The organism is Methylophaga pinxianii, from assembly GCF_020447225.1.
In the GTDB taxonomy this organism is placed as follows: domain Bacteria; phylum Pseudomonadota; class Gammaproteobacteria; order Nitrosococcales; family Methylophagaceae; genus Methylophaga; species Methylophaga pinxianii.
Genome location: NZ_JAJAEO010000189.1, coordinates 37,644 through 63,279, shown reverse-complemented (window position 1 = coordinate 63,279; position 25,636 = coordinate 37,644). Strand labels below are relative to the sequence as shown.

The following is a 25,636-nucleotide window of genomic DNA, read 5'->3' as shown; positions in this document are numbered from 1 at the left end:
CATACGTGTAACTGAGGTACAACTTAACGTTGTTAAGTCATAATCTCAATGAGTAATTGATTGGAAGGGCACTATACAAAATGATATTGACGTATCGTCAGTTAATTTTTCTCCTGTTTGCTTTGCCTCCAATGCTTGCTTTAGCTGAGCCCATAGTGGTTTTCCGTCACGCACTGGCTCCTGGGGTCGGCGACCCGGCAGGCTTTGAGTTGACCGATTGTCAAACCCAACGCAATTTATCTGAACAAGGACGGCAACAGGCTATCGAAATGGGTGAAAAACTCCGTGAACTAGGCATCGTAGAGGCCGATGTCTTCTCCAGTGAGTGGTGTCGTTGTCTAGAGACGGCAGAATTATTGGGTTTTGGAGCACCTAAAAAACTGATCGCGTTAAATTCTTTTTTTCACTCCTCAAATCGCCATTTAAAAAAACAGTTTTTGCAGGATTGGCGAACACACATAATCCAGCACAAAACTGACAGGGCTCGCATCTATATTACTCATCAAGTCAACATATCAGGTCTACTTGGCCAATTCACTTCATCGGGCGAAGGGATGATCATTGAGGTCAACCGGAAAGGCGATCTCGATGTCGTATCGATTTTGCCATGAACCCTTTCGGCCTGTTAGAGTCCCTAAAAAGGGACATTATTTCTTCTCAGCTTGCCCGATATATTTTTGAGCTTTAGCTGAAGCATAATTTAAGCGTATTACTCACTTAAGTCTTGAGCCTTTAGTTTGGCTGGCAATCAATTAAATAATAATCAGACACAGGAGATTTCTGCATCGTGTGGATTTTTGATATGAAAAGGAAGTTAGCTTCAAGTCTATTGATGGCATTGTTATTTGCTTTCAGTATGAACGTAACCGTTTTGGCAGAGCCAGCCAATTCGTCTGATAATGAAGGGCATTACTCAGCCCTCGCTGATACGTTGGAAAATGAACAATCTCGTGAAAAACTGATTACAGAGTTACGCGAGTTGGCTAAAGCAGCGGAGGGGATGAATGAAGAGGCCAGCTCGGAAGCACTAGTTGCAGAACCGACTTTTGCCAGACAAATTGCCAATAAAACACAATCTATTGCTCAGGAAATTGTTTCGACGGTAGGCGCAGGCTTTTCTGCTTTATCTGCTCTTGGTTCGGAGAATGAAACTCCATTTGATTGGCAACAGGCACTCGATGAAATCTTTTTCCTGTTAGTGGTGATCGCAGGCACTTTACTCGTGTTTTATGTCTTACGGAGTCTGGCACGACATGCTTTCAGCCGGGCGAATCATTGGGCTGAAGCCGATGGGGAATATCCGGTTATTCGTAAGTTCAGTGCTATTTTACTGGCAGCCGTTATTGATTTACTAACGGTTACCTTAGCCTGGGTGACCGGTTATGTTGTCGCCTTATTTGCGATAGGCAGTAATGGTGAGATGAATCTCAGCCAATCGCTTTTTTTGAATGCCTTTTTGGCCATTGAAATATTCAAAGTCATTTTACGGACCGTTTTTGCCGGGCGTGATGATGCCTTACGTTTAATTCCTATTTCTGCAGAGAGCGCAACTTACTGGCATATTTGGCTGGTACGTCTGACTAACTTCATTGGTTATGGAATGTTGCTGGTTGTGCCATTGGTCAATCTGAATATCAATCCGGTGATCGGTCAATTGGTTAGTGTACTGGTGGTGCTAAGCGCTTTCATTTATGCCGTTATCGTGATTATGCAAAACCGCGTTTCCGTTAAACAGCGCCTGTTATTGCGTGCACAACAGGCCACGTTCAGTTTTTCTCGGGTCACTCTGGGAATTCTGGCACGGAGCTGGCACATATTAGGTATTGTCTATTTCGCCGTGTTGGCCATTGCCTTATTACTGCGACCAGAAGACGCTTTACCAATGATGTTAAAAGCGACGTTCCAAACCATCCTGGCGTTAGTGATTGGTGGTTTACTGGCGAAGTTTTTGGCTAAAACCATTGGCCGTCCAATACAGGTTTCGGCTGATCTGCATTCACGTTTTCCCATGCTTGAAGCACGGGTAAATGGTTTTGTACCAAACATTTATAAAACGCTACGTATTCTGCTGGTGGTTGTCGTGGCCGCCATTATTTTGGATGCCTGGGGCATTTTCAGTCTATCAGCCTGGCTGGCTTCAGAAGCAGGTATCCATACGATTGGTACACTGATTAGTGTTGCTGCAATTCTCATAGGCGCTATGGCAATCTGGATCGGTTTGGCAAGTTGGATCGAACACCGCCTTAACCCAAGTGATAACAACCAGATGCCAACTGCCAGAGCGAAGACTTTGTTGACAATCTTCCGGAATGCGGCAGCCATAGCCTTGATTATCATGACAGTGATGATCGTGCTGGCTGAAATCGGCGTGAACATTGGCCCCTTACTCGCCGGTGCTGGTGTACTTGGTCTGGCTATTGGTTTTGGTGCACAAAAACTGGTCCAGGATGTGATTACCGGTGTGTTTATTCAAATGGAAAACGCCATTAATACTGGTGATATTGTGACGGCTGGTGGTATTACCGGTACCGCAGAAAAACTTACTATTCGCTCGTTAGGTTTACGTGATTTATCTGGTACCTACCATATGATTCCGTTTTCATCTGTCGATACGGTGTCCAACTTTATGCGTGAATTTGCCTATCATGTTGGTGAATATGGTGTGGCGTATCGCGAAAATACTGATGAAGTTATTGTGCATCTGCGTGAAGCCTTTGCAGAATTGATGGCTGATCCTGAACAGCGCGAAAAAATCCTGGTCGACGAATTGGAAGTGCATGGCATCACCGCACTGGCGGATAGTTCGGTGAATATTCGGGTACGCATCAAAACACTGCCTGGTACGCAGTGGGGTGTGGGCCGGGCTTATAATCGTCTGGTGAAACAGCACCTGGATGCAGCTGGTATAGAGATTCCATTCCCGCATATGACGATTTACTTCGGCCAGGATAAAGATGGCTCTGCGCCTCCAGCACCATTAAAAATGGTGGGCGATGCCAACTCGGCTATTCAGTTAGAGCAGAAATCAGACAAAACAGAGAGCTCGAAATCTTCGAAAGCCAATCCAAAAAATAAACAGGATTTTGACGAAGAGCATTAAGTCTCTGAAGCTCTTCGCTGTTAATAAAACGCCCTGTTGAAACTCACGATTAAACAGGGCGTTTGATGAATTAAAGTCGTAACTGGATTAGCCGTTGCATATTTCGAGTACCGGTACAGTTATCACATTGACTCAGCGCTGATTCAATCATAGCTTGAGCTGATGAATAATCCTGTTTTAAATAATGCAGGGTGGCAGACATTAACGGTTGAGTCGGGTAATTTTGTAAGAGATCATCGAGCACTAACTGTAAACCGGAATCAGCACTGAAATAGCGTAAATCACTGGTATCAGCAATTAGAGCCAGATTTAATGCCCAAAGGGCTTTATCAGCTTCACCTTGCAATGCCGTTGCCAGGGCGAACCCAATTTTGGGGACTGATGCGTTAGGATCTTTGCTCGATTGTGCCTTAAAGGCATTAATAGCCGTTGTTGATTCATAACGTGACAAAGCTTGCCAGCCGTCAACATTCGCATACCGTGAAATCGTTGAAGTAGGCGCAGTTGTTTGTGGTGTGTTGGATGAATAACGACGGATCGGTTGACCGCTTTGATAACTCTGGGAATAGATGATGGGCGCGAGCAGGGTAATACTACTGCTACTAAATCCATAATAACCCGAACGGTGACGTGGTCGAGTCGTATCATAATGTCGATAATACGGCTTATAACGCGGTTGCCTGAAATGATTCAGGCGGGGATCCAGACCAAATGAACGATGGCCGATAATGCCGCCAGATGGATGCCGGTAAAACCGATTGCCATAGGTTCCATGCTGATGCCGGTTGTGGAGATGCTGACCAATTTGCACACTCACCGCACTATCTGCATAAGATTTTTCGCTGGGCAGTAATGCCATTGGCAAGCCAATCACGATGGCGGTTATGACCGGTAAAATCCGATGGTTTATGAATAACATAGCCATTCCTCCACAGTTGGTTGATTGACAATAATCAGACTATTTCGCAATTTGTTGGTTCAATAGGCTCATTAACGGACAGGTAAAGCAATGTTTCAGCGGGCTTTTTGGTATCATGCGCGCTATCCTTTCCTTCTTTAAAGTTCCTCATGTCTGTAAATGATTTTTCTTCGCTGAAATTACCCGCTGAACAATTGGCTGTCTTGGACTCTCTTGGTTATAAACAAATGACGGCTGTCCAGGCGCAAAGTCTGCCGTTCATTTTGCAAGGCAAAGACTTAATTGCCCAGGCTAAAACCGGCAGTGGCAAAACAGCTGCTTTTGGTATCGGATTGTTACAGACGATTCAGCCTGATTTCTTTGCGGTTCAAGCACTGATTATTTGCCCAACACGCGAATTAGCGGATCAAGTTGGTAAGGAATTACGTCGTTTGGGCCGTGGGATTCCCAATCTGAAACTGGTGATGTTATGTGGTGGTAAGCCCTTAGGCCCGCAAATTGCCTCTCTGGAGTACGGTGCGCATATTGTGGTGGGGACTCCTGGGCGGCTTCAGGATCATCTTAAGAAGTCCACATTAAAACTGAATAAAGTTAAAACCGTAGTGCTGGATGAAGCGGATCGCATGCTGGATATGGGGTTTGTTGATGCCATGCAGGAAATCATCGGACAAACACCAGACTCCAGACAAACCTTATTGTTTTCAGCCACATTCCCAGACAGTATTAAACAGATCAGCCGCTCGATTCAACGTGATCCCGCTCGAGTAACCGTTGAGTCGCAACATCAACAGGCCGTCATCGATCAATTGTTTTATGAAATAAAAAAACATGAACGTAACAGTACTTTGCTGATGCTTTTTCAGCATTACCAGCCGAAAAATGCGATTGTGTTTTGCCATACCAAAAAACAATGTGATGAAGTTGCCGATTGGCTTCGCAATCATAAAATTGATGCCCAACCGATCCATGGTGATTTGGAGCAACGCGAACGGGATCAGGTGCTGGTTCGCTTTGCCAATCAGAGTTGTCCGGTTCTGGTGGCCACCGATGTGGCTGCACGAGGACTGGATATCAAAGCGATTGAAATGGTCATTAATTATGAATTGCCACGCGACCCCGAAGTTTATATACATCGAATTGGACGGACCGGTCGTGCCGGCGAGTCGGGTTTGGCCATGAGTCTGGTGGCTGAAGCTGAGGTGCCGCGAATGTTAGCAATCGAAAAATATCAGAAAAAACCGTGCCGCTGCGATGTGCCTGCTTCTCTTGATCGCGATGACAGTTATTCACTGCAAGCCAATATGGTCACGATTCAATTGGATGCCGGACGTAAAAATAAACTTCGGCCCGGAGATATTTTGGGTGCTTTGACGGGCGATGCTGGCCTTGATGGAGCGGAGATCGGCAAAATTGATATTTTTGATATGTCGAGTTATGTGGCCGTGACTAAATCTGCCTTACGACAGGCAATGAATTATCTGGCAGATGGTAAAGTGAAAGGGCGGGCAATTCGTGCCAGAAAGATTCGTTAATTTCATACTGTAAGTAGGTATATCACCTTGTCAGTGAATTTTAGTTTTAAGCTTTTACGAGGTTTGAAATGATCGACTTGCCGAAAGAGATGCCCGCCGAAAATGATATTTATAAAACGTTGTTGGAATCGACCAAAGCTATTCCCTGGAAAATAGATTGGAGCACCCTGCAGTTCACCTATATCGGCCCACAAATTGAGCAATTACTTGGTTGGCAACCTTCAAGCTGGAAGTCAGTTGAAGATTGGGCGAATCGTATGCATCCGGAAGATCGTCTGTGGGTGGTGGACTATTGTGTCGCTCAGTCCCAATCCGGGATTGACCATGAAGCAGATTACCGGGCACTGACTAAAAATGGTGATTATGTCTGGATTCGTGATGTGGTTCACGTGGTCCGCAAAGCGAATGGGGACGTCGATTCATTAATTGGTTTTATGTTTGATATTACTGAACGTAAAAAAACCGAAGAAGAACTGTTCAAATTACAAAAAGAGCTGGAAGAGCTTTCTTTTAAAGATGGTCTTACCGGCGTTGCTAACCGACGGATGTTTGATGCAGCGATCGAAACTGAATGGTTAAAGGCGCGGCAAAATCAGCAGCCACTTTCTTTGATTATTATCGATATCGATTTCTTCAAAGAATATAACGATTTTTACGGCCATTTACAGGGTGATGACTGTTTAAAACAAGTCGCCCAAACGTTAAATACTGTCGCAGCCAGGGCTCGTGATTTTTTTGGACGGTTTGGTGGTGAAGAGTTTGTGATGCTATTACCCGAAACTGATGAAAATGCCGCTTGGTTAATTGCCGAGCGTTGCCGTCAGGCGCTTTTCAAAAAACAAATCGTTCACGAGCATTCCAAAGTGAGTCAATTACTTACCATTAGTCTGGGTGTCAGTACGATGATTCCCGCACCAGGTGTTCAACATAATGAATTAATCAACAGGGCGGATAAACAGCTTTATCAGGCTAAGCAGAAGGGACGTAACTGCATTCAATCAGCTTAAGATCTAATAAGCTGCTTGCGAACGAAAGCATTCCTTAGGCTAGGTTGCCGCAAGCGCGATTGGCAGGTACAGCGACATCCATCATTTTTGGATTAGGCAAGTTCAGGTTATCCATGATTTGTTTGTATTCAACAACATCTTTTACCTGTAAACGCGGGTTATGCTGGCGTTCTTCACCGATAGTGCTGATCATCCAGCCTTTATAATCATGCGCCGGATACACCCAGGTATTCTCAGGAAATTTCAATAATTTATCGAACAGACTGCTGTACTGGTCAGTAGCGCTGCCATTTTGAAAATCAGTGCGGCCAGTGCCACGAATCAGTAGGGTATCACCGGTGAAAAGATAGTGTTGTCCTGCGTGTTTTATGTGGAAACAGTAAGAATCATCCGTATGCCCAGGTGTATGTATGGCGGACAGGATGATTTTACCTACAACAATTTTACTGCCATCGGAAAAACTATTGTTCGCGCAAGAAGAATTTGCTTGTTGCCCCATATAGGTTTCACACCCGGTAAGTTCACGCAGTTTACCAAGTGCCGTAATGTGATCTGCATGCGTGTGCGTATCCATCGCTACCTTTAGCGTTAAGCCAAGTTCGTTTAATAAACGAATATAGCCTTCCGTTTCATCAACCACCGGATCAATTAATAACGCTTCTTTGGTGTGCTCATCTGCAATCAAATAGGTATAGGTCGATGAATTTTTTTCAAATAGTTGTCTGAATAACATGGTAAGGCAAGCTCCTATGTTGTTTGCAGATAAAACAGTGTTATTGCTACCAGCAATAGACCGATTGAAAAGGTTTTCTGTAATTGAGCATTGGCAATCCTGTGGCTGATAAGTTGTCCTACATACATGCCTGATAATCCTCCAATGATGAGCCATGCCAATGAAGCAAAAGGCAAAAAATGAATTTCCCCAAATGCCAGATGAGAAATAAAACCCGTACAGCTAATCAGCGTTATGACCACCAGAGAGGTACTGACGGCCTGTATCATGCTGATCTGACTTAATAACAACAGTAATGGGATAATCAGAAAACCACCACCAACCCCGAATAAACCGGATAAAACGCCGACCAGAAAGCCTCCTGACAATAATCCACTCATACACTTTGGCCGCAGCTGAAACTCCCCGTTAGGACTGAACCTACACAGCACACCTTTTGCTTTGTCCAGAGATAAATGACTGCTACGTACAATTTTACTGGCTTCCGGCATGGTGGTTGCCGTAAACCACATGCGTACAGCGATGATAATCGCCAACAGACTGAACCCCATCGCCAGCAGCATTTCATTCATCATTGTCGCTAACATTTGGCCCAGCGGTGCTCCCAGTATTCCAGTGCAGGCTAATAAAGCAGCTGGTTTCCATAGTATGGTTTGGTTGGTCAAATTACGGACAGTGCCATATAACGTGACTGCCGCAACGGCAGCTAAAGATAATGTAATGGCCTGATGGATGGAAAAATCTCCCAGCATCATCAGCAATGGCACCGCAAACACCGATCCACCTGCTCCAGTGAGTCCCAGCAGTAAGCCAATCACAATGCCAATGATCACTAACATCGTGGGTTATTTATTCCAGGGCATTTTTGAGATGACCAAGCCCATCGCACAACTATCGGTAATTCCTGAAAACATCAGGCCAGCACCGACAAAGCCTGACAAGACAAACCAGGCCGGGTGCACGGCAAATCCAAGAATTACTCCGCCCAATACCAAACCACCCGCAGCAATGCGAACCTGGCGTTCGATGGAGATAGCTTTACCCTGGGTGATTACCCAGTCAGGATTTGTCTTTTCAACCGCCACAATGCCTCCTTCAATGACAACCAGAGCTGAATCTACATGACCATCTAATTGTTTGGCAGCAGTTTCAGCACGTCGCCCGGAATGACATAACAGGAAAATTCTTTCAGGTTTTATTGCTCGTTGTTTTAACGCCTTTTGCAAGCTGTCGACAGTGAGGTTGTGTAATGGCAGATGGATGGCACCGGGGAAGGCTTTTGCTTTTACCTCGGCGTTGGTTCTGACATCGACAACACATAAGTCGGTGGGCGTATCAGTGATAAAGACACTGCTGGGTTTTTCGATGGAATAAGTCATGTTTTTTCTCCACATGAAGCCGATTGGTATTCAGGACAATAGAGTGATTGCAACACGGCAATAATACGCAGCGCGGCATCACCGTTGAGTCGGTAATAAACCGTTTGAGAAACTTTCCGGGTGGTCACCAAATCCGCATTACGTAAGGTGGCGAGATGCTGCGATAACGCCGATTGACTCAGGGGGACCAGATTATTAAGCTCGCCGACCGAAAGCTCTTGATTACCCAAAGCACACAAAAGCATGAGCCGATGTTCATTACTCATTTGCTTTAACAAATCTGCGGCAGCTTTTGCATGACTTTGAATGTCGTGCAAACCCGTTACAGGCTCAGAATGGGTACTCATTAAAAAGATCCTTGCAAAAATTCTCAGGCAATTATATCAGTGTTTTCTAATTTAGAAATATCTTAATTAGATAATACTGATATATATAAGCGCCAGGCAAGGGGGCTGGATGAAAGCAAGAGGTGAAGCTGGCGAAGATCGCCAGCTGGTGGGTATTTAAATTAAGCTTTAACGAAGTCGCTAACGGGAACGTCGGACATGATTTCTTGCAAATCCTTGGCGTTTAAAGCTAAAGCATAGCCCAATACGCCGCTGCCAATAATGACCTGATCAAATTGAAATGCACTGTTATCAGCTAATACGGTAACCGCTTCAGGTAAGGCAATAGGTGGTACAGCACCTACGACATACCCGGTTGCTGCTGATACTTCATCAAATTCAGCCATCCGTAACTTTTTTTCACCAACTTGTTTGCGAAGTGCCGCCCAATCAGCACGTCCACCACCTGCTACTGCTAGAAGCACAAACGTGTCTGAGCCGGTTTTAAACAGAAGACTGCGAACGACAGAATTAGGATCACGTCCCTGACTGCTGAGCAATTCTTCCAGATTACGTATAGGCTTTTTATCCTCACTCAACGGAATTTCAATCACTTCAAAGTTAATGGTGTGCTGTGTTAATAACTCGGTGACCGGGGAGCTGATTCGCTGGCTCATGAGTTCTCCAAAAGATGATAAAAGCATTACTGTATGAACGAATGACGCAGGTTGTCAAAGTAACAACGTCATTATTCCCAAAACCATAAACACAATTGAAGCAGCGTAACGTGCGGCATTTAATGGCAATTTCTGCATCAACTGATAACCGAATAATACGACAGGGACATTCGCCAGCATCATGCCGACAGTGCTACCCAGAGTGACTATAAAAAACTGCTGGTATTGAGCAGCCAGAATAACCGTAGCAATCTGGGTTTTATCGCCAATTTCTGCCAGAAAAAATAACACCAAAGTCGCCACAAATGCACCATAACGATTGAGGTTAGAGGAGGCATCTTCCTCTTTATCGGGAATTAATATCCACAGGGCCACCGCAATAAAACTGATGCCGATGAGTAATTTGCCGGTTTGAGGAGAGATAAATTCGGTGATCCAGACACCTAACCAGGCAGAAAGGCCATGGTTAAGCAAGGTAGCTACCAGGATACCGCAAATAATGGGAATGGGAGCACGAAAACGTGCAGCAAGAAATAACGACAGGAGTTGTGTTTTATCACCGATTTCCGCCAGAGCGACTGTGGTGGTTGAGACAAAAAAAGCTTCCATGAAGAGGTACTCAGGCGGGATGAAAACCAAAGGCAAATAACAGCTACCCGCCTATGGAGCTGTTATTTGCCTCAGGTCTTGCCAATGTCATTCATCAGAATGACACGAAGCTGCCATGTGTCTTGAGGACACAAGTATGTTGACAGATTCACGCACTAGGGCCTGTTTGTGTCTTATCGTTGATTAGAATAAACAGACCTTAAGATGGGTAGACTACTCCCCTAAGACGACGAGCATTATAAGCATGCTGGTCAGTGGCTGCAATGAAAGAATTTTACTCTCTGAGTTGCCATGTGGGCTGGTTGTTTTCATCAATAATTTGATGAGTGATTAACCATTGCCGCGCATCTTCTGCATCGTGCTCAAACCAGGCTTTGGCACTGCCGAGACGGAAGCTGTATCCCCAGCGGTCCATATCCAGCATCATGCGTTCTTTGCCGATATCTGGCAGGTAATCACTGAGCAGGATCTGCAGATAACATACACCATTTTCTTCATCATAATCCCCAGCGGCATCGGTATCTAACGTGGTGCGACGTTGATTATCCATACAGATATAGTGACCAGCTTCATGTAAGGCAGAATGAACAGGCGTATCAAGACGTAACAATAATTGATTGCCTAGCAGACCGGCTTCACGTTCGCCAAAAAAACTGCCCGGGATAGTCTCATTTTTTTCAACCTGTCTGATTTCAATACCATAAGGCTTAAGTAGTTTTTGCAGATGTTGTTGATAGATGAGAGAGCAATTCACCACATTTTGCGGATCAGACACGTCTGGCATCACCCACAATATGGTTAACCACTAAACCTGCCAAGGTTAAACCGAAAATGGAAGGCATATAACTGACGGTGCCGTTTACTGCTCTGGCTCTACCTCGGCTGACCGGCTCTGGGGGTAAGGGGGGAAGCGGAAGCTCCAACGAATAAACTGTTTGAATGCCTTTGCCAACTCCGCGTTTTCGTAATTGTGAACGTAATTGTTTAGCGAGTTTACAAATGGAAGTGTTCATCAAATCGCCAGTACGCACTTGAGTGGGATCAAGTTTGCCACCAGCCCCCATGCTGGAAAACACCGGTAATTGATTTAGCCATGCTGTTTCCAGCAAAGCCGTTTTACTGCTCATGCTGTCAATGGCATCAATAATGACGTCAAAACCCTGGCCGATGATATCGGGAATGGTTTCTGGTGTTAAAAACTCAGTAATAAGCTTCAGTTCACATTGGGGATTAATGTCAGCGATACGTTCCGCCATTACTTCAACTTTATGTTTGCCGATAGTCGAGTTCAGTGCTACCAATTGACGATTTAAATTGGAGGCTGATACCACATCATGATCCACCAGCGTCATTCTACCCACACCCATACGAGCTAACGCCTCAGCGGTAAATGATCCAACACCTCCCATACCAGCCAGAAAAATATGACTGTTTTGTAACCGTTCAATACCGGCATCACCCAGCAAGATATGTGTGCGCTCAAACAGTGGGCTGCTGTATGCCATTTGTCTTCCTCTACTACATAATGTTGATGAGACTATTTTCCGATAACCGTCCATGAATGGCAAAACGGACAGACTGAATATTCAAGGATGGGGATCAAATTGCTTCACTGCCTGGAAAAAATCTTCTGCAATGGTGTCGCCCCGATAACGTACATGTAGATAGAGATGATTGATACTAGCAATTTGCTGTTGATACTCAGGGAGCGCGTGTTGTGCCCGAAGCGCAAAATCTTCCGGTCCTTCATGTGGCCGCTTTATAATATTGAATCGCGCCAGTTTGCCACAAAATGTCTGATAAACCCGTTGAACTTTATTCTTGCTGACAGACTTTTGTCTTAATGTTGTCCAGGCGATCCAGACGAAAATCAGCGCAATACCTATTGCCAGCCAAGCAATCATTTTCTGCCAATCAGGCTGATGCATGCCCAGTTTTTTAAGTAAATCGAGTTGCCTTTCAGGACCATAACTCACCACCCACATATCCCAGGCACTGTTTAATGCATCCCAGTTGTTTTTGGCGGATTGCCATATTTCTACCAAACGATCATGGTTGGCAATCGCTGCGGGAGAACGTCGTTCAGCAGGCAATAAATCACGGATACCAAAATCCACGCGATTACTGGCAACCGCAGCAGTGGGATCTATCCTTATCCAGCCTTGTTCGGGCAGCCATACTTCGGTCCAGGCATGCGCATCACGTTGACGAACAGTCAAAATCTGATCGACAGGATTAATCTCACCACCCTGATAGCCGGTTACAATTCGAGCAGGGATACCGGCAGCACGCATTAATACCGTAAAGCTGGCAGCATAGTGTTCACAAAAACCCTGTCGGCTTTCGAACAGAAATTGATCAATGGTGTCGCCACGCAAAGCCGGAGGAGACAAGCTGTAGCTGAAATTTTGCTGATGAAAATAATCGAGAACAGCATCTATATAAGCGGTTTTTGATGTACTGCTTTCAAGCAGCTGTCTGGCTAATTGCTGACTCCTTGGATGGTGATCATCTGGTAAATTTAATCCATATCGCAGGTTGGGATCGCTGTCTGGATTAAAAAGATAGTCAGTATGGGAGCTCAGCTGATATTGCACACGTTGCTTGATAGCTTCAACGCTGTTTAATCCACCATCTGCACTAAGCCGGGTTTGCATGGTTTGCGGATATTTGGTGGGGAAATCGAGGGCAAATAACCACCGTCTGTCATGAGGTTCCAGTGTTATGTTGTAGGATAAAGCGTTGCCAGTCACATGAATTTTGGATGTGGTTTCATGACGTTTTTGATTTTCAGTTAACGGTAACCAACGCTTACCGTCGGTATGCCATAACACCGGACCGCGCCAATAAAGATCTTGCCGTTGAGGAAATTGGTTGTTCTCGAATTTGACTCGAAAAGCGATGGCGTCGGATTGAATTAACTGACTGATATTGCCAATCGTAATATTGTCTGACATGCCCGTTATCGCATTATTTTGTGGCGGTACTTCGCCCAATGTCATGCTGTCAGGCAGACTATCCGGAATATCCATCGCATCGTTAGGCAGTCCCCAGATCGGACCGGAAATGCGTGGGAAAAGTACAAACAACAGTAACATCAATGGCACAGCTTGCAGGACGATTATGCTGGATTGTTTAAGCCGGTGTTTAATTGAACTGTCAGATTCATTCGCCGTAATCAGACAACAAATAAGGAGGATCACATTGACGAGCATTAATACGACGATAGGAATGCTTTGATTAAAGAAAAAGTGTGTGATAACCAAGAAGAAGCCCATGAAGCAGCTGAGATAAATATCGCGAAGACTGCGAACCTCAACGACTTTGAAAGCGGCCATCGTGGTGAGGAGAGCCACGCCGGCATCACGCCCTATGGTTATTCCATAACTATAAAACACTAATACAATAGTCAGCACGGCAAAAAAGGAATGTAACACTTTTAATGCGCGTTTATCGACCGGTAATGGCCATCTACGCCAACTGTTCATTGCTCGCCAGCCCATCATCAACGTGAAAATTGCGGCGACCCATAATGGCTGATAAAAAAAATGGGGTATGGCGATAATGCTCAATGTCACCATTAACCAGTGGATAGTTGTTTTTGACGGTGCAATAACAGGCTTTTTACTGACCATATAACGCCAATGTCTGTAAACATTCATGCCGATGCTGATCACCGCTATCGGGCTCAATAACTTGATTGGGCATGGCAAGGCCATACAGCAACCCGGCTGCATCTGCAGTGAGAATCCATTGACAGAGTTGCGACAATTTCGCTTCGATGTCCTGTAGTTCGGCAACATCTTGCCATTGAAACAGCAAACTTTGTCCTGATGGACTGCTGAATTGTTTGGTACGTAACACCCCATCACGAGCCAGTGCTTTCCAGGCGATATGTTGTTTTGCATCACCATCGCGGTAACGGTGAAAACCGGCAAAGTCATCCATGCCATTCTGTGGTTGTAAAACACCGGCAGATTCTATGGCTGAAGGAAAAGGCATGGGTTTATTTCCGATTGGCTTGGGATAGACCATCACCCGTTGTTGAATATCAATAAAAAACCAACTGAACAATAAACCCACCGGATAAACACTGGATAAACGTAGTCGGCCTAAATCCTGCCATCCTCTCTGTAGAGCGGGAAGGGGGATCTGACAGAGACAGCTTTGTTGAGCCGAAATAGCGGAAGCTTTATACACCAAAGCATAGCGGGAAAATTTTTTAAATGGCCACCAAGATGAAGTTAAAGGTGAGGGAAGATAAGCTATTTCAAGTTGTCGAACAGTACGCGAGCTTTGGTTGCTAAAGGTGATTGGCAACAGGATCTTCTGTTCGGAGAAAGTCGGTTCAGCATGACCAAGCTGATAATCCAATTGCCTCACATTACGATAGCTGTGATGCATAGCGACGTGACCCACGCCCACTAACAAAAAGCTCAGTAAATGTCCCAGACTATTGTTGTAATTAATCGCGCCCAGCAACATGATTAAAATTAATACGGAATAGCTCAATCCATAACGACTGGGGAAAATAAAAACCCGATAGCGCTGGTGCTGACGCCAACGCTGCCAATATTCACGCCACATCAGCATCAGGGAATGGCCACCTGTTGCAATATATCGTTCACCCAATCGGTCGATGGCAAATGCTCACGTGCTTGGAGACGATGTTGCACAATACCAGGGAAAAGCGCCTGTACATCTTCTGGAATCACAAAATCCCGACCGTTTATCATAGCCCAAGCTCTGGCAGCTTGAATAAGCCCTAAACCGGCACGCGGCGAAAGACCATTGTAAAACTGTCCTGATTGACGGGTATAGGCCAGTAATGCTTGTACATAATCTACCAACGCGTCACTTAATAAGACTTTGCTGGCAATCTGCTGCAACTCAAGCAACTTCAACGGCGTAATTTGTGCATCAAGCTGTTTAAGCATTTGCCTTCGATCTTCGCCCATCAACAAAGCACGTTCAGCCTGGTGATCAGGATAGCCCAGTTGAATGCGCATCAGAAATCGATCCAGCTGTGATTCAGGTAATGGAAACGTACCAATCTGATGAAGTGGGTTTTGAGTAGCGATCACAAAAAAGGGATCTTCAAGTGAAAAACTCTCACCTTCAATAGTGACCTGTTGTTCTTCCATAGCTTCCAGTAAAGCACTCTGGGTGCGGGGAGAGGCGCGGTTAATCTCATCAGCCAACAACAACTGGGTAAATATGGGGCCACGATGAAAACTGAACTGATGTTTTTCAGGATCGTAAATCGATACTCCAAGAATATCGGCTGGCAACATATCGCTGGTGAATTGTACTCGCTGGAAACGTAACCCTAATGTCGTGGCAAGCGTGTGTGCCAGGGTGGTCTTACCGACACCCGGTAAATCCTCAATCAAAAGATGACCTCGCGCAATAATGCATGCCAAAGCAAGTTTGACGGGTTGTTGTTTACCAAGGATCACAGAGTTAATGGCGTGGAGTATACGGTCAGTGCCATCTTGCGTCATGTTAAGTCCTGTATTGATATAAGTTATTGTTGCTGTCGCAATAGACATGCTAGTTTAACTTGGGTTCTGTTCAATTTTTGCTAAGGAAACATAAATGTCAAATGAAGGTTACCACGAGCCGTTCAATGAATTATCAGACGAAACCAAAGATATGCACCGTGCGATTGTTTCTCTGATGGAGGAGCTGGAAGCCGTGGATTGGTATAATCAGCGCGTAGACGCTTGCAAAGATGCTGAGTTGAAAAAAATCCTTGAGCATAATCGTGACGAAGAAAAAGAACATGCGGCCATGACACTGGAGTGGATACGCCGTAAAGATAAAAAAATGGATGAGCAGTTACGTGATTATCTGTTCACTGAAGGAGAGATTGGTCATCACCACGAGTAATCAGATATTGAAAAGCTGACGACAATTCGCCGTGGTGATTTCAGCAATATAATCGCTTGATTCACCACGCAACTGGCTGAGTTTCTCCAAAATCAGCGGGATATTTTCCGGCGAATTACGTTGTCCTTGAAAACCACATAGTGGCATATCGGGGGCATCGGTTTCCAAAACGATTTGCGAAAGGGGGAGTTCGCTGAACAAGCGTTGTAATCTCTGTGCTCGAGGATAGGTCAATGCACCACCAATGCCCAAGAGAAAATGAAGTTCACGATATTGCTCAGCCTGCTGTGCGCTTCCACTAAAAGCATGCACGATACCTCCAGGTAATTGTTTTTGGCGTAATAGTTTTAACACTTGATCATGCGCTTTGCGCACATGGAGAATAACGGGCAGGCTATATTGAACGGCGATATCCAACTGAGCTTCAAATAAACGAAGCTGAGCTGCGACATCAGCCTCGGCCACATAAAAATCCAGGCCTATTTCGCCAATGGCAATCGGTTGATATTGTTTCACGGCTTGTTCAAGTTGTTGCAGCGCATCATCAGGATGTGCTTCCATAAACATCGGATGACAACCTAGGGCCAGTGATAACATCGGATGACGACTGCACAACTCGATTTGTTTAGGCCAGCTGGCGATTGTCACACCCGGGATAACGATTTTTTCAATACCGGCTCGAGCGCAGTTTTGCATAATTGCAATGCGGTCTTTGTCGAAATCGTTAAAGTCGAGATGGCAATGACTATCGATCAGGTGCAACATATTAAGACTGCCTTTATCCAGAGGAACATCTTATGTCTGAAATCTATCATGAAGCCAGTAAGCCACATGAGCGATTAATGTTCAACGTGGCGATATTTCATTTTTTTGTACCGGCGATTCTCTTTGGTACCCGCAATCTCTGGTTAATCGTCTCGTTATCGCTATTAGGTTCACTCGTCATGATAGGTTCGATAGCATACAAAGCACGACATTCACAAAACCAAAATGCTTTGGTTCAAGCCCACTGGAAGCTGGCCTGGAGACGCAGTCTCTATCTACTGGGCGCTTATCTGGTTGCGGCAGCCATTTTTGGTATCGGCTGGTTCTTATTGATGGCGCAAGCAGATCAAAGCATGCGTTTTATTCAACGTTCAGTATTAGGATGGTTTGCTTTGGTGCTTATTTCATTGACACTGATTGTGTTGATTGTGCTGGAGGGCAGCGCGTTGGTCCAATCCAGAAAAGGGATTATGCCGGCGGATATGAAACTCTGAAGGTTTAGTCATTGATAATAATGTCAGTCCTTGCCAAACCTTCACCACGGGGATCACTGGCGGCGCTGAGTAGGCCGGTTTTTTTATCAGCCACAATGACCTGCATATTGCCAAACTGTCTGTTTAAAACCTCCAGCTGATGTCCACGACGTTTTAAATCCAACTGATCGGCTTCGCTAAAACCAGGGGTTTCCAGTTGTACTTTGTCTGGCAGATATTGATGGTGTAATCTTGGGGCAGCAACAATTCCAGCGGCATCTTGTCCTTCGATGAAATGCAAGATGCCTTGCATTACCATAGTAATAATCCGGCCGCCTCCCGGTGTACCCAAAACCAGTAAACGTTGATCATTTTCAACAAAAGTGGGTGTCATGCTGGAGAGGGGGCGTTTTCCGGGTTCGATTTCATTGGCCGATTCACTGACCAGCTGATAGGCATTGGGGCTTCCACTTAATGCGGAAAAATCATCCATTTCATCATTAAGTAAGACACCGGTATTGCCGGCAACAAATCCACTGCCAAAAGGATAGTTGATACTTAATGTGGCGGAGACACGATTGCCATTCTGATCGACAATCGAAAAGTGTGTGGTGTCTTGTCCTTTGTTGGTGAACTCATCTGACAATGCTTCACTTTTACTCGCCGTGTCTGGCGCAATATCTTTAGCGATTTGAGCTGCATATTCGGGGTCAATCAAATATTCCGGTACCTCAACAAAATCATCATCACCCAGATGCATCGTGCGTTCACGATATGCCCGTCGCATGACTTCAATTAACCAATGCCGCTTTTGTTGCGCATCTGCCTGCCAGTAATCCAGTGTATTTAATTGATTGAACATCAGTGTGATCAATTGCCCACCCGCCGAGGGTAATGCTGCCGTGGTCATGGTGTAATCTGCTATTTGTGTCTTTACAGGTTGGCGAATTTTCAGTTGATAAGCCGCCAGATCCTGCTCTGTCCAGATTCCCCCAGCTGCCTGTACAGATTTCACCATCTGTTTGGCAATCTCACCCTGATAAAACGCATCACGACCTTTTTGAGCAATGGCTTCCAATGTTTTGGCCAAATCCTGCTGGACAATTCTAGTGCCTAAAACCGGAATATTATCTCCATCCAAAAATATCGCTTTTGCTTCGGGATTCAGGGCTTGCTGGCGAAATCCCATATAGCGTTGATAACGGGGAGTAACTGCAAAGCCTTCTCGAGCATAACGAATAGCGGGGGCTAAGGTGACACTTAGTGGCAATTTGCCATAGTGCTGACTTAAATAGTCCAGAGCGGCGGGTGTTCCCGGTATGGCGGCAGCTAATGGTCCGTTCAATGAGAGATCACGCACGACATCGCCATTTTTATCGAGATACATATCTCGGTGGGCTTTGGATGGTGCGGTTTCACGACTGTCCAACATAACCTGTTTTTTGTCAGCTTCACGATGCAATAACCAGAAGCCACCACCGCCCAAACCGGATCCGGCAGGTTCGACCACAGCCAAGGCTGCGCTGACGGCAATCGCAGCATCAAAGGCATTACCACCCTGCTGCAGAACTTCAAACCCGGCTTCGGTAGCCAATGGATGGGCTGATGCAATTGCGGCTTGTCCGCTGTGATGTTGCGCGAAACTGGCCGGCAGGATCAGAACATAGAGCAGTAGGGTAGCGAGTAATCTCATCAGTGCTGTTTTATCAGGGCAGCGAGTCGATCCTGCTCTTTGCGGCGGGCTTTTTCCAGTCGATGAAGTTCAGCGGCTTCATTAGATTCCATACCGATGTGCGCTTCGCCTCGCTGTAAAGCCAGTTGTATCTGTTTTTCCCGTTCAGCATAGCGAGCCTTCTGATCGGCGGTGGTTTTATCAAAACAATGCGGACAGGAAACGCCACGTTGATATTTTTCACTTTGTTTATCGTCTTCGGTGATTGGTAACCGGCAGGCGTGGCACTGATCATATTCACCTTTTTCCAAACGGTGATTTACGGTAACCCGCTCATCAAATACAAAACACTCACCTTCCCACAGGGATTCTTGTTCGGGGACATCTTCCAGATATTTGAGGATGCCACCTTCCAGATGATATACCTCCTCAAAACCTTGTTCTTTGAGATAAGCCGTAGACTTTTCACAACGAATACCGCCGGTACAGAACATGGCGACTTTTTTATGTTTTTGCGGATCCAGATGCTGTTTTACATATTCTGGAAATTCACGAAAACTTTCTGTATGAGGGTTAACAGCATTTTTAAAAGTGCCCACCTGAACTTCATAATCATTTCGTGTATCGACCAGCAAAACTTCTGGATCACTGATCAACTGATTCCAGTCTTTGGGTTTGATATAGGTACCGACGGATTGCTTTGGATCAATGCCTTCCACACCCATTGTCACAATTTCACGTTTTAACTTTACCCGGCTACGTAAAAAAGGCGGGGTATCGGTATAGGACTCCTTAAAACTCAACTCTTTTAGACGGGGATCAGACCGCAAATAATCTAACAACGCATCTATTGATTGCCGCGATCCTGCTACCGTGCCATTAATGCCCTCGTAAGCCAGCAGTAATGTGCCGCGTACTTCATGATCCAGCATAAATTTAAGCAACGATGGTTTGATCGCCGCATAATCATCCAGAGTGACAAATTCATACAATGCGCAGACCACAGTTTGAGCCATATAGATATTCCGTAAAGATTTAAAACCCTATATTTTACAGGGATATTGTCGAGTCGTGTATGCTTAGTTGACAGTGAGATTCAACAAGTTGTAAATGATTTTACCAAGCAATACATTGAGGTGTGAAATGGATGAATTGCAAAAACTCAAAACAGAAAGTGAACAGTGGCGGGCTGATCATGCACGCTGGCTGGCGGATGCAAATTCCTGGACCCATCATACTCATCGATTGATTGCGATGTTGCATAAGCTTGAACGCAGTTTACCTCAACATACTGCCAAGCTGGACCAGCACGTTGATTTAATCATGCAGCACGAAGAAACTATTAACCGTTACGAGTGTGGTCTTGATCCGCATTGCATGACAAGTTGTGACAGTTATCTCGATCTGCAAAAACAACGGGAATTTCATAATAAACTGCGGAAACTGCACCATAAAATGCAACAACATCATCAACAGTTCAGCGAACAATATCAGAGACAAATGGCACTTTTTTACCAACAGGCGCAATTACTGATGCAGGAAATTGCTGAGGGCTAGTGTCTGGGTGAACTTTTATGCCATCTCGACTGGAGACAATTTCTACCCCACATTCGCGAATTAGTTGTTACTACAGCACTTATGTCTGTGGATATATCTCACACCAGTTACAACCGCGGCAGCGAAAAGTAAAGCCCCTTTGAACACCACTGCCGAATACGGCCGGTATCAATGTGAATAAAATCAGATTCAGGATAGTTTCTCTCGCCAAATCCCCGGCCATATCCATTATCAAAAACAGTTAGTTACAACCTAAAGTGCCTTTAACTCCGACGGTTGTCTACTCACCATCATGCATGTCTCGATTTATATCGCATTAGTAGCCAGAGGAAAAATGGTCCTCCTAATAATGTCGTAATTACACCGACAGGCAACTCCGCCGGAGCAATGACCAAGCGGGCCAGCGTATCGCAAATCACCAAAAAGCTGCCCCCAAAAAGCAACGTCGCAGGGATCAGATACCGATGATCTTCACCAATGATTAATCTACAGATATGAGGCACCATCATGCCGACAAAACCAATCGGTCCACAGAGGGCGACAATAGCACCGACACATAACGAGGTGACAAAAAACAAGGCATAGCGCACATATTTTACGGAAACGCCCCGACTTAACGCGATTTCATCGCCGGCCATGAGCAGATTTAATTCTCGGCTCAGGTAAATAATCACGCCGGCCGTTAATGTGACAAAAGGTAATAATTGTTTTAATTCCTGATAACCGACGACCGTTAAACTGCCCATTAACCAGCGTAGTATTTGAAAAGAATCGGCGACATTGCTGAGGTACTGAATGAACAGGATCAAACTGGAAAAGAAAAAACTGATAGCAACCCCGGTCAGCAATAATGTTTCACCAGAAAACCCGAAACGAAAGCGACTGATGCTGTAAACAAAACTGATGGCAATCAATGCGCCGGCAAAGGCACTGAGACTGGTGGCACTGAGCCCCAGAATGGTAAAGCTGAGTCCGCTATATACACTGATTGCAGCCCCAAGCGAGGCACCACTGGCCACGCCGAGTGTGAATGGTGTGGCCAGCGGGTTACGAAACATTGCCTGAAACACCAGGCCACATAAAGCGAGCCCACTTCCTGCAGTAAATGCAAATAACACTCTTGGAATGCGTAATTCATGAATAATCATTTGTTGGATTTCAGCCGAACTGGGTGCGACAAAATCCAGCCAGGGACTGATCATTACGACCATCATGCTCAATAGTCCTAATATACTCAGTTTAACGGCGATATTCATGATTCATCTGCCACAGCAATCAATCGATCATGGAAAGGGTGACGGGCAAATACAAATGCTTGTTGATAAAGCTGTTGTAAGCGATCAGCATCTAAAAATTGCTTCGCAGGACCTTGCCACAGACATTTTCCATCGCGTAATGCCAAGACGTTTTGGCTATGTTGTGCGGCATGATTGATATCGTGAGTGACCTCAATAATAGTCTTAACATGTTGTTGATTAAGCTTACGTATCAGCTGGTGAACGGCTACTTGATGATGCGGATCCAGAAAGGCCGTTGGCTCATCCAGAATTAACAACGGTGTATCTTGTGCTAAAGCGGCAGCAATCATCACTCGTTGGCATTCACCTCCACTCAGCGTCGACATTTTACGATCCCGAAAAGCTTGGCATTCAGTAATGTTAAGCGCATTTTCTATCACTTGCTGATCATGGGCTTGCCATTCCGAAAAGACATGGTGATGGCTATATCTGGCCATTTTCACATAATCTTCCACGATGAAAGACAGATGATTTCCACCACTTTGCGGGACATAACTGATAAGCCTCGCCAATTGTTTGTGGCGATATTGGGAAATCGCTTGAGCATTCAGAGTGAGTTTACCGCCGCTCAGGGGCAAAATGGCGATCAGCGTTTTTAACAAGGTGCTTTTGCCGGAACCATTGGGACCTACAATACAAAGATAATCCCCCTGTGCTACGTCAAAACTCATGGCCTCTAGCAGAGTTTTACCGGCAATTTCCACAAAAATGTCGCGAGCACTAATCAACATGATTCATCCGTTGCCAATCGATATCTGGATGAAAGATCCGCGCCAGATCTTCAGCAAGATGAATAATTCTTGGCCCTGGAATAACCGCATAGTCTGCTTGAATAATGTGGAGTTGATCATTTTGTATGGCATTGATTTTATCCAGACGTTGCCATTGCTGCTGGAGTGTAGCAATGTCCGGTGAATACACGGCCGAATCCGGAAAAATATCAATGATTACCTCTGGGTTAAGCCTTAACAGACCTTCAGTTGAAAGTGCCGGTACTCGTAATTGATTGCCTTGATAGACATTGGTGGCACCGACAAATGGCAATAAATCATTATAAAAATCCTGTTGTCCGGCAATATAGACCTTATCTAAATAATTTGTGTTTGAGCTATGCGCAATAGCGATTAACACTCTGGGTTTGGGTTGCGCTTCAACAGCGTGACGTATGGCTTCCAGTCTACTGTCAAAATCACTTAGTAGGCTTTGTGCTTTGTTTGTCTTATCCACAGCGGCGGCAATATCGATAATGCTTTGACGAATACCCTGCAGACTGGAATTATCAATGCTCAAGGTTCGAATGCCCAACTGTTGCAGTTGCTGGTTTAGCGCATATTGCCGTTCCAACAGAATGACCAAATCAGCTTTTAAACGAACAATCTGTTCCAGATTCGGGTCAAGGTAGCCACCGACTTTAGGTAAATTTTTTACCCGGGCTGGATACTGACAGTAATCGGTCACAGCAATCACCTTATCGCCAGCATCCACTGCAAACAGTGTTTCAGTAATGCTGGGGGCCAGGCTGATGATCCGCTGCGGAGTTGGTAATGTCGATGTCGAGCTATTGGTTGGCGTTTGTTCAGGCTGCAGCCAGATGAAAATAGCAAACGCGATAAATAGCAGAACTGGCCAAAAACGAGCCATTTGGCTTTCCCGTAATCAAATCAGCCTATTATACTGCCTGATGTTGATACAGATAGGTAAACCCATGAATCAAATGCTACCGCAAGCTGAGTGCTTATTTACTTTAAAAGCGATTGATCAAAGTCTTGAGCAACTGGCAAACGAGTTAAATCGAGATTATCAGGATAAAACGCCGGTGTTATTGTGTGTGATGAATGGTGCTGTGATGACGATGGGACATTTGCTGCCAAAACTGCAATTTACGCTGGAAACGGATTATATTCATGTCACACGTTATGGTGATAAAACGGTAGGCGGGGAGTTAAATTGGCGAGCTAAACCCAATATTGATCTCAAACAACGCCATGTCTTGCTGGTCGATGACATTTATGATGAAGGGATCACCTTAGCCGCATTACGTGAATTCTGTCTGCAGGCTGGCGCTGCCTCGGTGAAAGCATTAGTACTGGCCGATAAACAACATACCAATAAATTCGGCATCCAACCGGAGTACATTGGTTTACAAATTCCTGATCGATATGTTTTCGGTTTTGGCATGGATTACAAAGGTTATCTGCGTAACGCACCCGGTATTTTTGCAGTCAAGGAGAATGCATCATGATTGGATTAATTGGGGGAAGTGGTTTAAGCCATTTAGAGGGGTTAGAGCTTGAACAACAGATGCAACGCGAAACACCTTTTGGTGAACCATCGGCGCCCTTAATGATTGGGAAATTTGCGGGTAAAGACGTCGCTTTTATTCCTCGCCATGGCGAACACCATACCATTCCACCGCATTTGATTAATTACCGGGCAAATATCTGGGCCATGCACCAGTTAGGGGTGGAGCAAATTCTTGCTGTCGCTTCAGTTGGTGGAATTACAGAACTCTATAAACCCGGAGTAATTGCTTTGCCTGATCAATTAATCGATTATAGTTGGGGAAGGGAGTCCAGTTTTTTCAGTGAAGACTTTTCAGCAGCTAGACATATCGATTTCACCTATCCATTTGATGAAACCCTGCGGCAACAGATTCAGCTGGCTGCCAATATCGTGGAAATGACAGTGATTGATGGTGGCACTTATGCGGTTACCCAGGGCCCAAGATTGGAAACGGCTGCTGAAATTCGTAGACTGAAAAACGACGGAGCCGATGTGGTGGGCATGACAGCAATGCCTGAAGCGGGATTAGCTCGAGAGTTGAATATTGCCTATGCCAGTATTGCTGTGGTGGCTAACCATGCCGCTGGTATAAGTTCTCACCCTTTATCAATGGAGGTCATTATCGAAACCATGGATAGTTCCATGCATCGGGTTCATCGTCTGTTAAAAAGTGCTATTCCGCTGTTGTAGCCTCACCTTCTGCCGGTAATGAGTAGGTTTCCGGACCGGTCATATTGGATAACACTTGATCCGGTGTAGAGACCGGGATCAATTGTAAAATCGCACCAAAACGAGGGTGATCAAAATAATGTACCTGCTTGCTACGTATGCGACGCATCTCCACCAACCGCGGTTGATGCAGGGTGTGGAATGAATCACTTTCAACGGATTGCATCCCATCTTGTAACCACAAATCCAGATTAGCATGCAGATATGTAGCAATGTGAAAACGCACTTGCCCTTTTACCCGATCTGACTCGATGGCTACGGCCTGAGCTGTATTACGGTTTCCCACAGCCTGTTGCCAGGATTGGTGAGTCACGACACGATAGCCTGCCGAGTTGCGCAAACGCTGTGCAATATTACCAAGATTTTTGTTATCTGCTGGTTGAATTGCTTTATTGGCCATACCCACTCTTAATGGGGCGGGATCCTGTAGTGTAAATATGGGTGACTGTTCGTTATCAGAAGGATTGAGTAATTCAAACACCACAAGTTCAACGTGATACCACTGTTGAGCCTGTGCAGTGACACCAAACCCCATTAAAGCGACAAAACAGAGGCAACGGAAAAGGCTCAAAGATTTCATGTAAAACAGTCCTCAAAGGTCAATATGCCTATTGTCTTATGCTCACTCCAAAAAGTCCAAGATCTGAGGATCTATTTTACTGGTATCATCCGGTGAACATAAAAG

At 45.2% G+C, this 25,636-nt stretch carries 28 protein-coding genes; 9 read left to right on the top strand and 19 right to left on the bottom strand.

Features of this window, described 5'->3' with window-relative positions:
• Positions 1 to 80: 80 nt before the first annotated feature.
• Positions 81 to 611 carry a histidine phosphatase family protein gene (locus LGT40_RS15670; RefSeq protein ID WP_226073450.1) on the top strand — a complete coding sequence of 177 codons (531 nt, stop codon included), beginning with the start codon at positions 81 to 83 and terminating at the stop codon, positions 609 to 611.
• Positions 612 to 802: 191 nt separating this feature from the next.
• The gene (locus tag LGT40_RS15665; protein ID WP_226073452.1) at positions 803 to 3,100 is read left to right on the top strand and encodes a mechanosensitive ion channel domain-containing protein; all 2,298 of its coding nucleotides are present in this window, start codon (positions 803 to 805) and stop codon (positions 3,098 to 3,100) included.
• 70 nt (positions 3,101 to 3,170) lie between these two features.
• On the opposite strand, the gene LGT40_RS15660 is transcribed toward LGT40_RS15665, so the two are convergent.
• Positions 3,171 to 4,019: a hypothetical protein gene (locus LGT40_RS15660; RefSeq protein WP_226073453.1), complete on the bottom strand. Its 849-nt coding sequence runs from the start codon at positions 4,017 to 4,019 to the stop codon at positions 3,171 to 3,173.
• A gap of 149 nt (positions 4,020 to 4,168) precedes the next feature.
• Here LGT40_RS15660 and dbpA point away from each other — a divergent pair, with 149 nt between their 5' ends.
• Both dbpA and LGT40_RS15650 read left to right on the top strand, forming a co-directional pair.
• A complete protein-coding gene (gene dbpA, locus LGT40_RS15655) occupies positions 4,169 to 5,551 on the top strand; it encodes an ATP-dependent RNA helicase DbpA (protein ID WP_226073455.1) in 1,383 nt (460 codons plus the stop codon).
• Positions 5,552 to 5,619: 68 nt separating this feature from the next.
• On the top strand, positions 5,620 to 6,558 hold the full coding sequence (locus tag LGT40_RS15650; protein ID WP_226073457.1) for a GGDEF domain-containing protein: 939 nt from the start codon (positions 5,620 to 5,622) through the stop codon (positions 6,556 to 6,558).
• Positions 6,559 to 6,592: 34 nt separating this feature from the next.
• On the opposite strand, the gene LGT40_RS15645 is transcribed toward LGT40_RS15650, so the two are convergent.
• From LGT40_RS15645 to LGT40_RS15595, 11 genes are all read right to left on the bottom strand, one after another.
• Positions 6,593 to 7,291 (bottom strand): MBL fold metallo-hydrolase, encoded by a 699-nt coding sequence (locus LGT40_RS15645; RefSeq protein WP_226073458.1) that lies wholly within the window; start codon positions 7,289 to 7,291, stop codon positions 6,593 to 6,595.
• Between the two features lie 14 nt (positions 7,292 to 7,305).
• Positions 7,306 to 8,130, bottom strand: coding sequence for a sulfite exporter TauE/SafE family protein (locus LGT40_RS15640; protein WP_226073460.1), 825 nt, complete (start codon positions 8,128 to 8,130; stop codon positions 7,306 to 7,308).
• A 6-nt stretch (positions 8,131 to 8,136) separates the two neighbouring features.
• A complete protein-coding gene (locus tag LGT40_RS15635; RefSeq protein ID WP_226073462.1) occupies positions 8,137 to 8,670 on the bottom strand; it encodes a rhodanese-like domain-containing protein in 534 nt (177 codons plus the stop codon).
• Positions 8,667 to 9,017 carry an ArsR/SmtB family transcription factor gene (locus LGT40_RS15630; protein ID WP_226073468.1) on the bottom strand — a complete coding sequence of 117 codons (351 nt, stop codon included), beginning with the start codon at positions 9,015 to 9,017 and terminating at the stop codon, positions 8,667 to 8,669. The genes LGT40_RS15635 and LGT40_RS15630 overlap by 4 nt, the downstream gene beginning before the upstream one ends.
• A gap of 161 nt (positions 9,018 to 9,178) precedes the next feature.
• Entirely contained in the window at positions 9,179 to 9,673 is a 495-nt protein-coding gene (locus LGT40_RS15625; protein WP_226073470.1) for an aminoacyl-tRNA deacylase, read from the bottom strand.
• A 54-nt stretch (positions 9,674 to 9,727) separates the two neighbouring features.
• Positions 9,728 to 10,282 carry a TMEM165/GDT1 family protein gene (locus LGT40_RS15620; RefSeq protein WP_226073472.1) on the bottom strand — a complete coding sequence of 185 codons (555 nt, stop codon included), beginning with the start codon at positions 10,280 to 10,282 and terminating at the stop codon, positions 9,728 to 9,730.
• 274 nt (positions 10,283 to 10,556) lie between these two features.
• Complete coding sequence (locus tag LGT40_RS15615) at positions 10,557 to 11,057, bottom strand: hypothetical protein (RefSeq protein ID WP_226073474.1); 501 nt, start codon at positions 11,055 to 11,057, stop codon at positions 10,557 to 10,559.
• The gene (locus tag LGT40_RS15610; RefSeq protein ID WP_226073476.1) at positions 11,050 to 11,787 is read right to left on the bottom strand and encodes a tRNA threonylcarbamoyladenosine dehydratase; all 738 of its coding nucleotides are present in this window, start codon (positions 11,785 to 11,787) and stop codon (positions 11,050 to 11,052) included. The genes LGT40_RS15615 and LGT40_RS15610 overlap by 8 nt, the downstream gene beginning before the upstream one ends.
• A gap of 81 nt (positions 11,788 to 11,868) precedes the next feature.
• Positions 11,869 to 13,944: a transglutaminase TgpA family protein gene (locus LGT40_RS15605; protein ID WP_226073478.1), complete on the bottom strand. Its 2,076-nt coding sequence runs from the start codon at positions 13,942 to 13,944 to the stop codon at positions 11,869 to 11,871.
• Positions 13,907 to 14,875 (bottom strand): DUF58 domain-containing protein, encoded by a 969-nt coding sequence (locus tag LGT40_RS15600; protein WP_226073480.1) that lies wholly within the window; start codon positions 14,873 to 14,875, stop codon positions 13,907 to 13,909. Before LGT40_RS15600 ends, LGT40_RS15605 begins: the two co-directional genes overlap by 38 nt.
• Complete coding sequence (locus LGT40_RS15595) at positions 14,875 to 15,786, bottom strand: AAA family ATPase (RefSeq protein ID WP_226073482.1); 912 nt, start codon at positions 15,784 to 15,786, stop codon at positions 14,875 to 14,877. Before LGT40_RS15595 ends, LGT40_RS15600 begins: the two co-directional genes overlap by 1 nt.
• Before the next feature lie 94 nt (positions 15,787 to 15,880).
• Between LGT40_RS15595 and LGT40_RS15590 the strand changes: the two genes are divergently transcribed.
• Positions 15,881 to 16,174: an encapsulin-associated ferritin-like protein gene (locus tag LGT40_RS15590; RefSeq protein ID WP_226073484.1), complete on the top strand. Its 294-nt coding sequence runs from the start codon at positions 15,881 to 15,883 to the stop codon at positions 16,172 to 16,174.
• Here the strand turns inward: LGT40_RS15590 and LGT40_RS15585 are convergent, their stop codons facing one another.
• Positions 16,175 to 16,939: a TatD family hydrolase gene (locus LGT40_RS15585; RefSeq protein WP_226073486.1), complete on the bottom strand. Its 765-nt coding sequence runs from the start codon at positions 16,937 to 16,939 to the stop codon at positions 16,175 to 16,177.
• Positions 16,940 to 16,971: 32 nt separating this feature from the next.
• Between LGT40_RS15585 and LGT40_RS15580 the strand changes: the two genes are divergently transcribed.
• The gene (locus LGT40_RS15580) at positions 16,972 to 17,433 is read left to right on the top strand and encodes a hypothetical protein (protein WP_226073488.1); all 462 of its coding nucleotides are present in this window, start codon (positions 16,972 to 16,974) and stop codon (positions 17,431 to 17,433) included.
• Positions 17,434 to 17,437: 4 nt separating this feature from the next.
• Here LGT40_RS15580 and ggt read toward each other — a convergent pair whose 3' ends face one another.
• On the bottom strand, positions 17,438 to 19,105 hold the full coding sequence (gene ggt, locus LGT40_RS15575; protein WP_226073490.1) for a gamma-glutamyltransferase: 1,668 nt from the start codon (positions 19,103 to 19,105) through the stop codon (positions 17,438 to 17,440).
• Positions 19,105 to 20,100 carry an oxygen-dependent tRNA uridine(34) hydroxylase TrhO gene (gene trhO, locus LGT40_RS15570; protein WP_226073492.1) on the bottom strand — a complete coding sequence of 332 codons (996 nt, stop codon included), beginning with the start codon at positions 20,098 to 20,100 and terminating at the stop codon, positions 19,105 to 19,107. The genes ggt and trhO overlap by 1 nt, the downstream gene beginning before the upstream one ends.
• A gap of 127 nt (positions 20,101 to 20,227) precedes the next feature.
• Here trhO and LGT40_RS15565 point away from each other — a divergent pair, with 127 nt between their 5' ends.
• Positions 20,228 to 20,641: a hypothetical protein gene (locus LGT40_RS15565; RefSeq protein ID WP_226073493.1), complete on the top strand. Its 414-nt coding sequence runs from the start codon at positions 20,228 to 20,230 to the stop codon at positions 20,639 to 20,641.
• Between the two features lie 290 nt (positions 20,642 to 20,931).
• Here the strand turns inward: LGT40_RS15565 and LGT40_RS15560 are convergent, their stop codons facing one another.
• Genes LGT40_RS15560 through LGT40_RS15550 form a run of 3 tightly spaced genes read right to left on the bottom strand, consistent with a single transcriptional unit; the run spans position 20,932 to position 23,580 of the window.
• Complete coding sequence (locus LGT40_RS15560) at positions 20,932 to 21,897, bottom strand: FecCD family ABC transporter permease (protein WP_226073495.1); 966 nt, start codon at positions 21,895 to 21,897, stop codon at positions 20,932 to 20,934.
• Entirely contained in the window at positions 21,894 to 22,670 is a 777-nt protein-coding gene (locus tag LGT40_RS15555; RefSeq protein WP_226073497.1) for an ABC transporter ATP-binding protein, read from the bottom strand. Before LGT40_RS15555 ends, LGT40_RS15560 begins: the two co-directional genes overlap by 4 nt.
• A complete protein-coding gene (locus tag LGT40_RS15550) occupies positions 22,660 to 23,580 on the bottom strand; it encodes an ABC transporter substrate-binding protein (protein ID WP_226073499.1) in 921 nt (306 codons plus the stop codon). The genes LGT40_RS15555 and LGT40_RS15550 overlap by 11 nt, the downstream gene beginning before the upstream one ends.
• 64 nt (positions 23,581 to 23,644) lie before the next feature.
• On the opposite strand from LGT40_RS15550, the gene LGT40_RS15545 reads away from it, so the two are divergent.
• Both LGT40_RS15545 and LGT40_RS15540 read left to right on the top strand, forming a co-directional pair.
• The gene (locus LGT40_RS15545) at positions 23,645 to 24,181 is read left to right on the top strand and encodes a hypoxanthine-guanine phosphoribosyltransferase (protein WP_226073501.1); all 537 of its coding nucleotides are present in this window, start codon (positions 23,645 to 23,647) and stop codon (positions 24,179 to 24,181) included.
• Entirely contained in the window at positions 24,178 to 24,912 is a 735-nt protein-coding gene (locus LGT40_RS15540) for an S-methyl-5'-thioinosine phosphorylase (RefSeq protein ID WP_226073503.1), read from the top strand. The genes LGT40_RS15545 and LGT40_RS15540 overlap by 4 nt, the downstream gene beginning before the upstream one ends.
• Here LGT40_RS15540 and LGT40_RS15535 read toward each other — a convergent pair.
• A complete protein-coding gene (locus LGT40_RS15535) occupies positions 24,896 to 25,531 on the bottom strand; it encodes a CsiV family protein (protein WP_226073505.1) in 636 nt (211 codons plus the stop codon). The genes LGT40_RS15540 and LGT40_RS15535 overlap by 17 nt on opposite strands.
• Between the last annotated feature and the right edge of the window lie 105 nt (positions 25,532 to 25,636).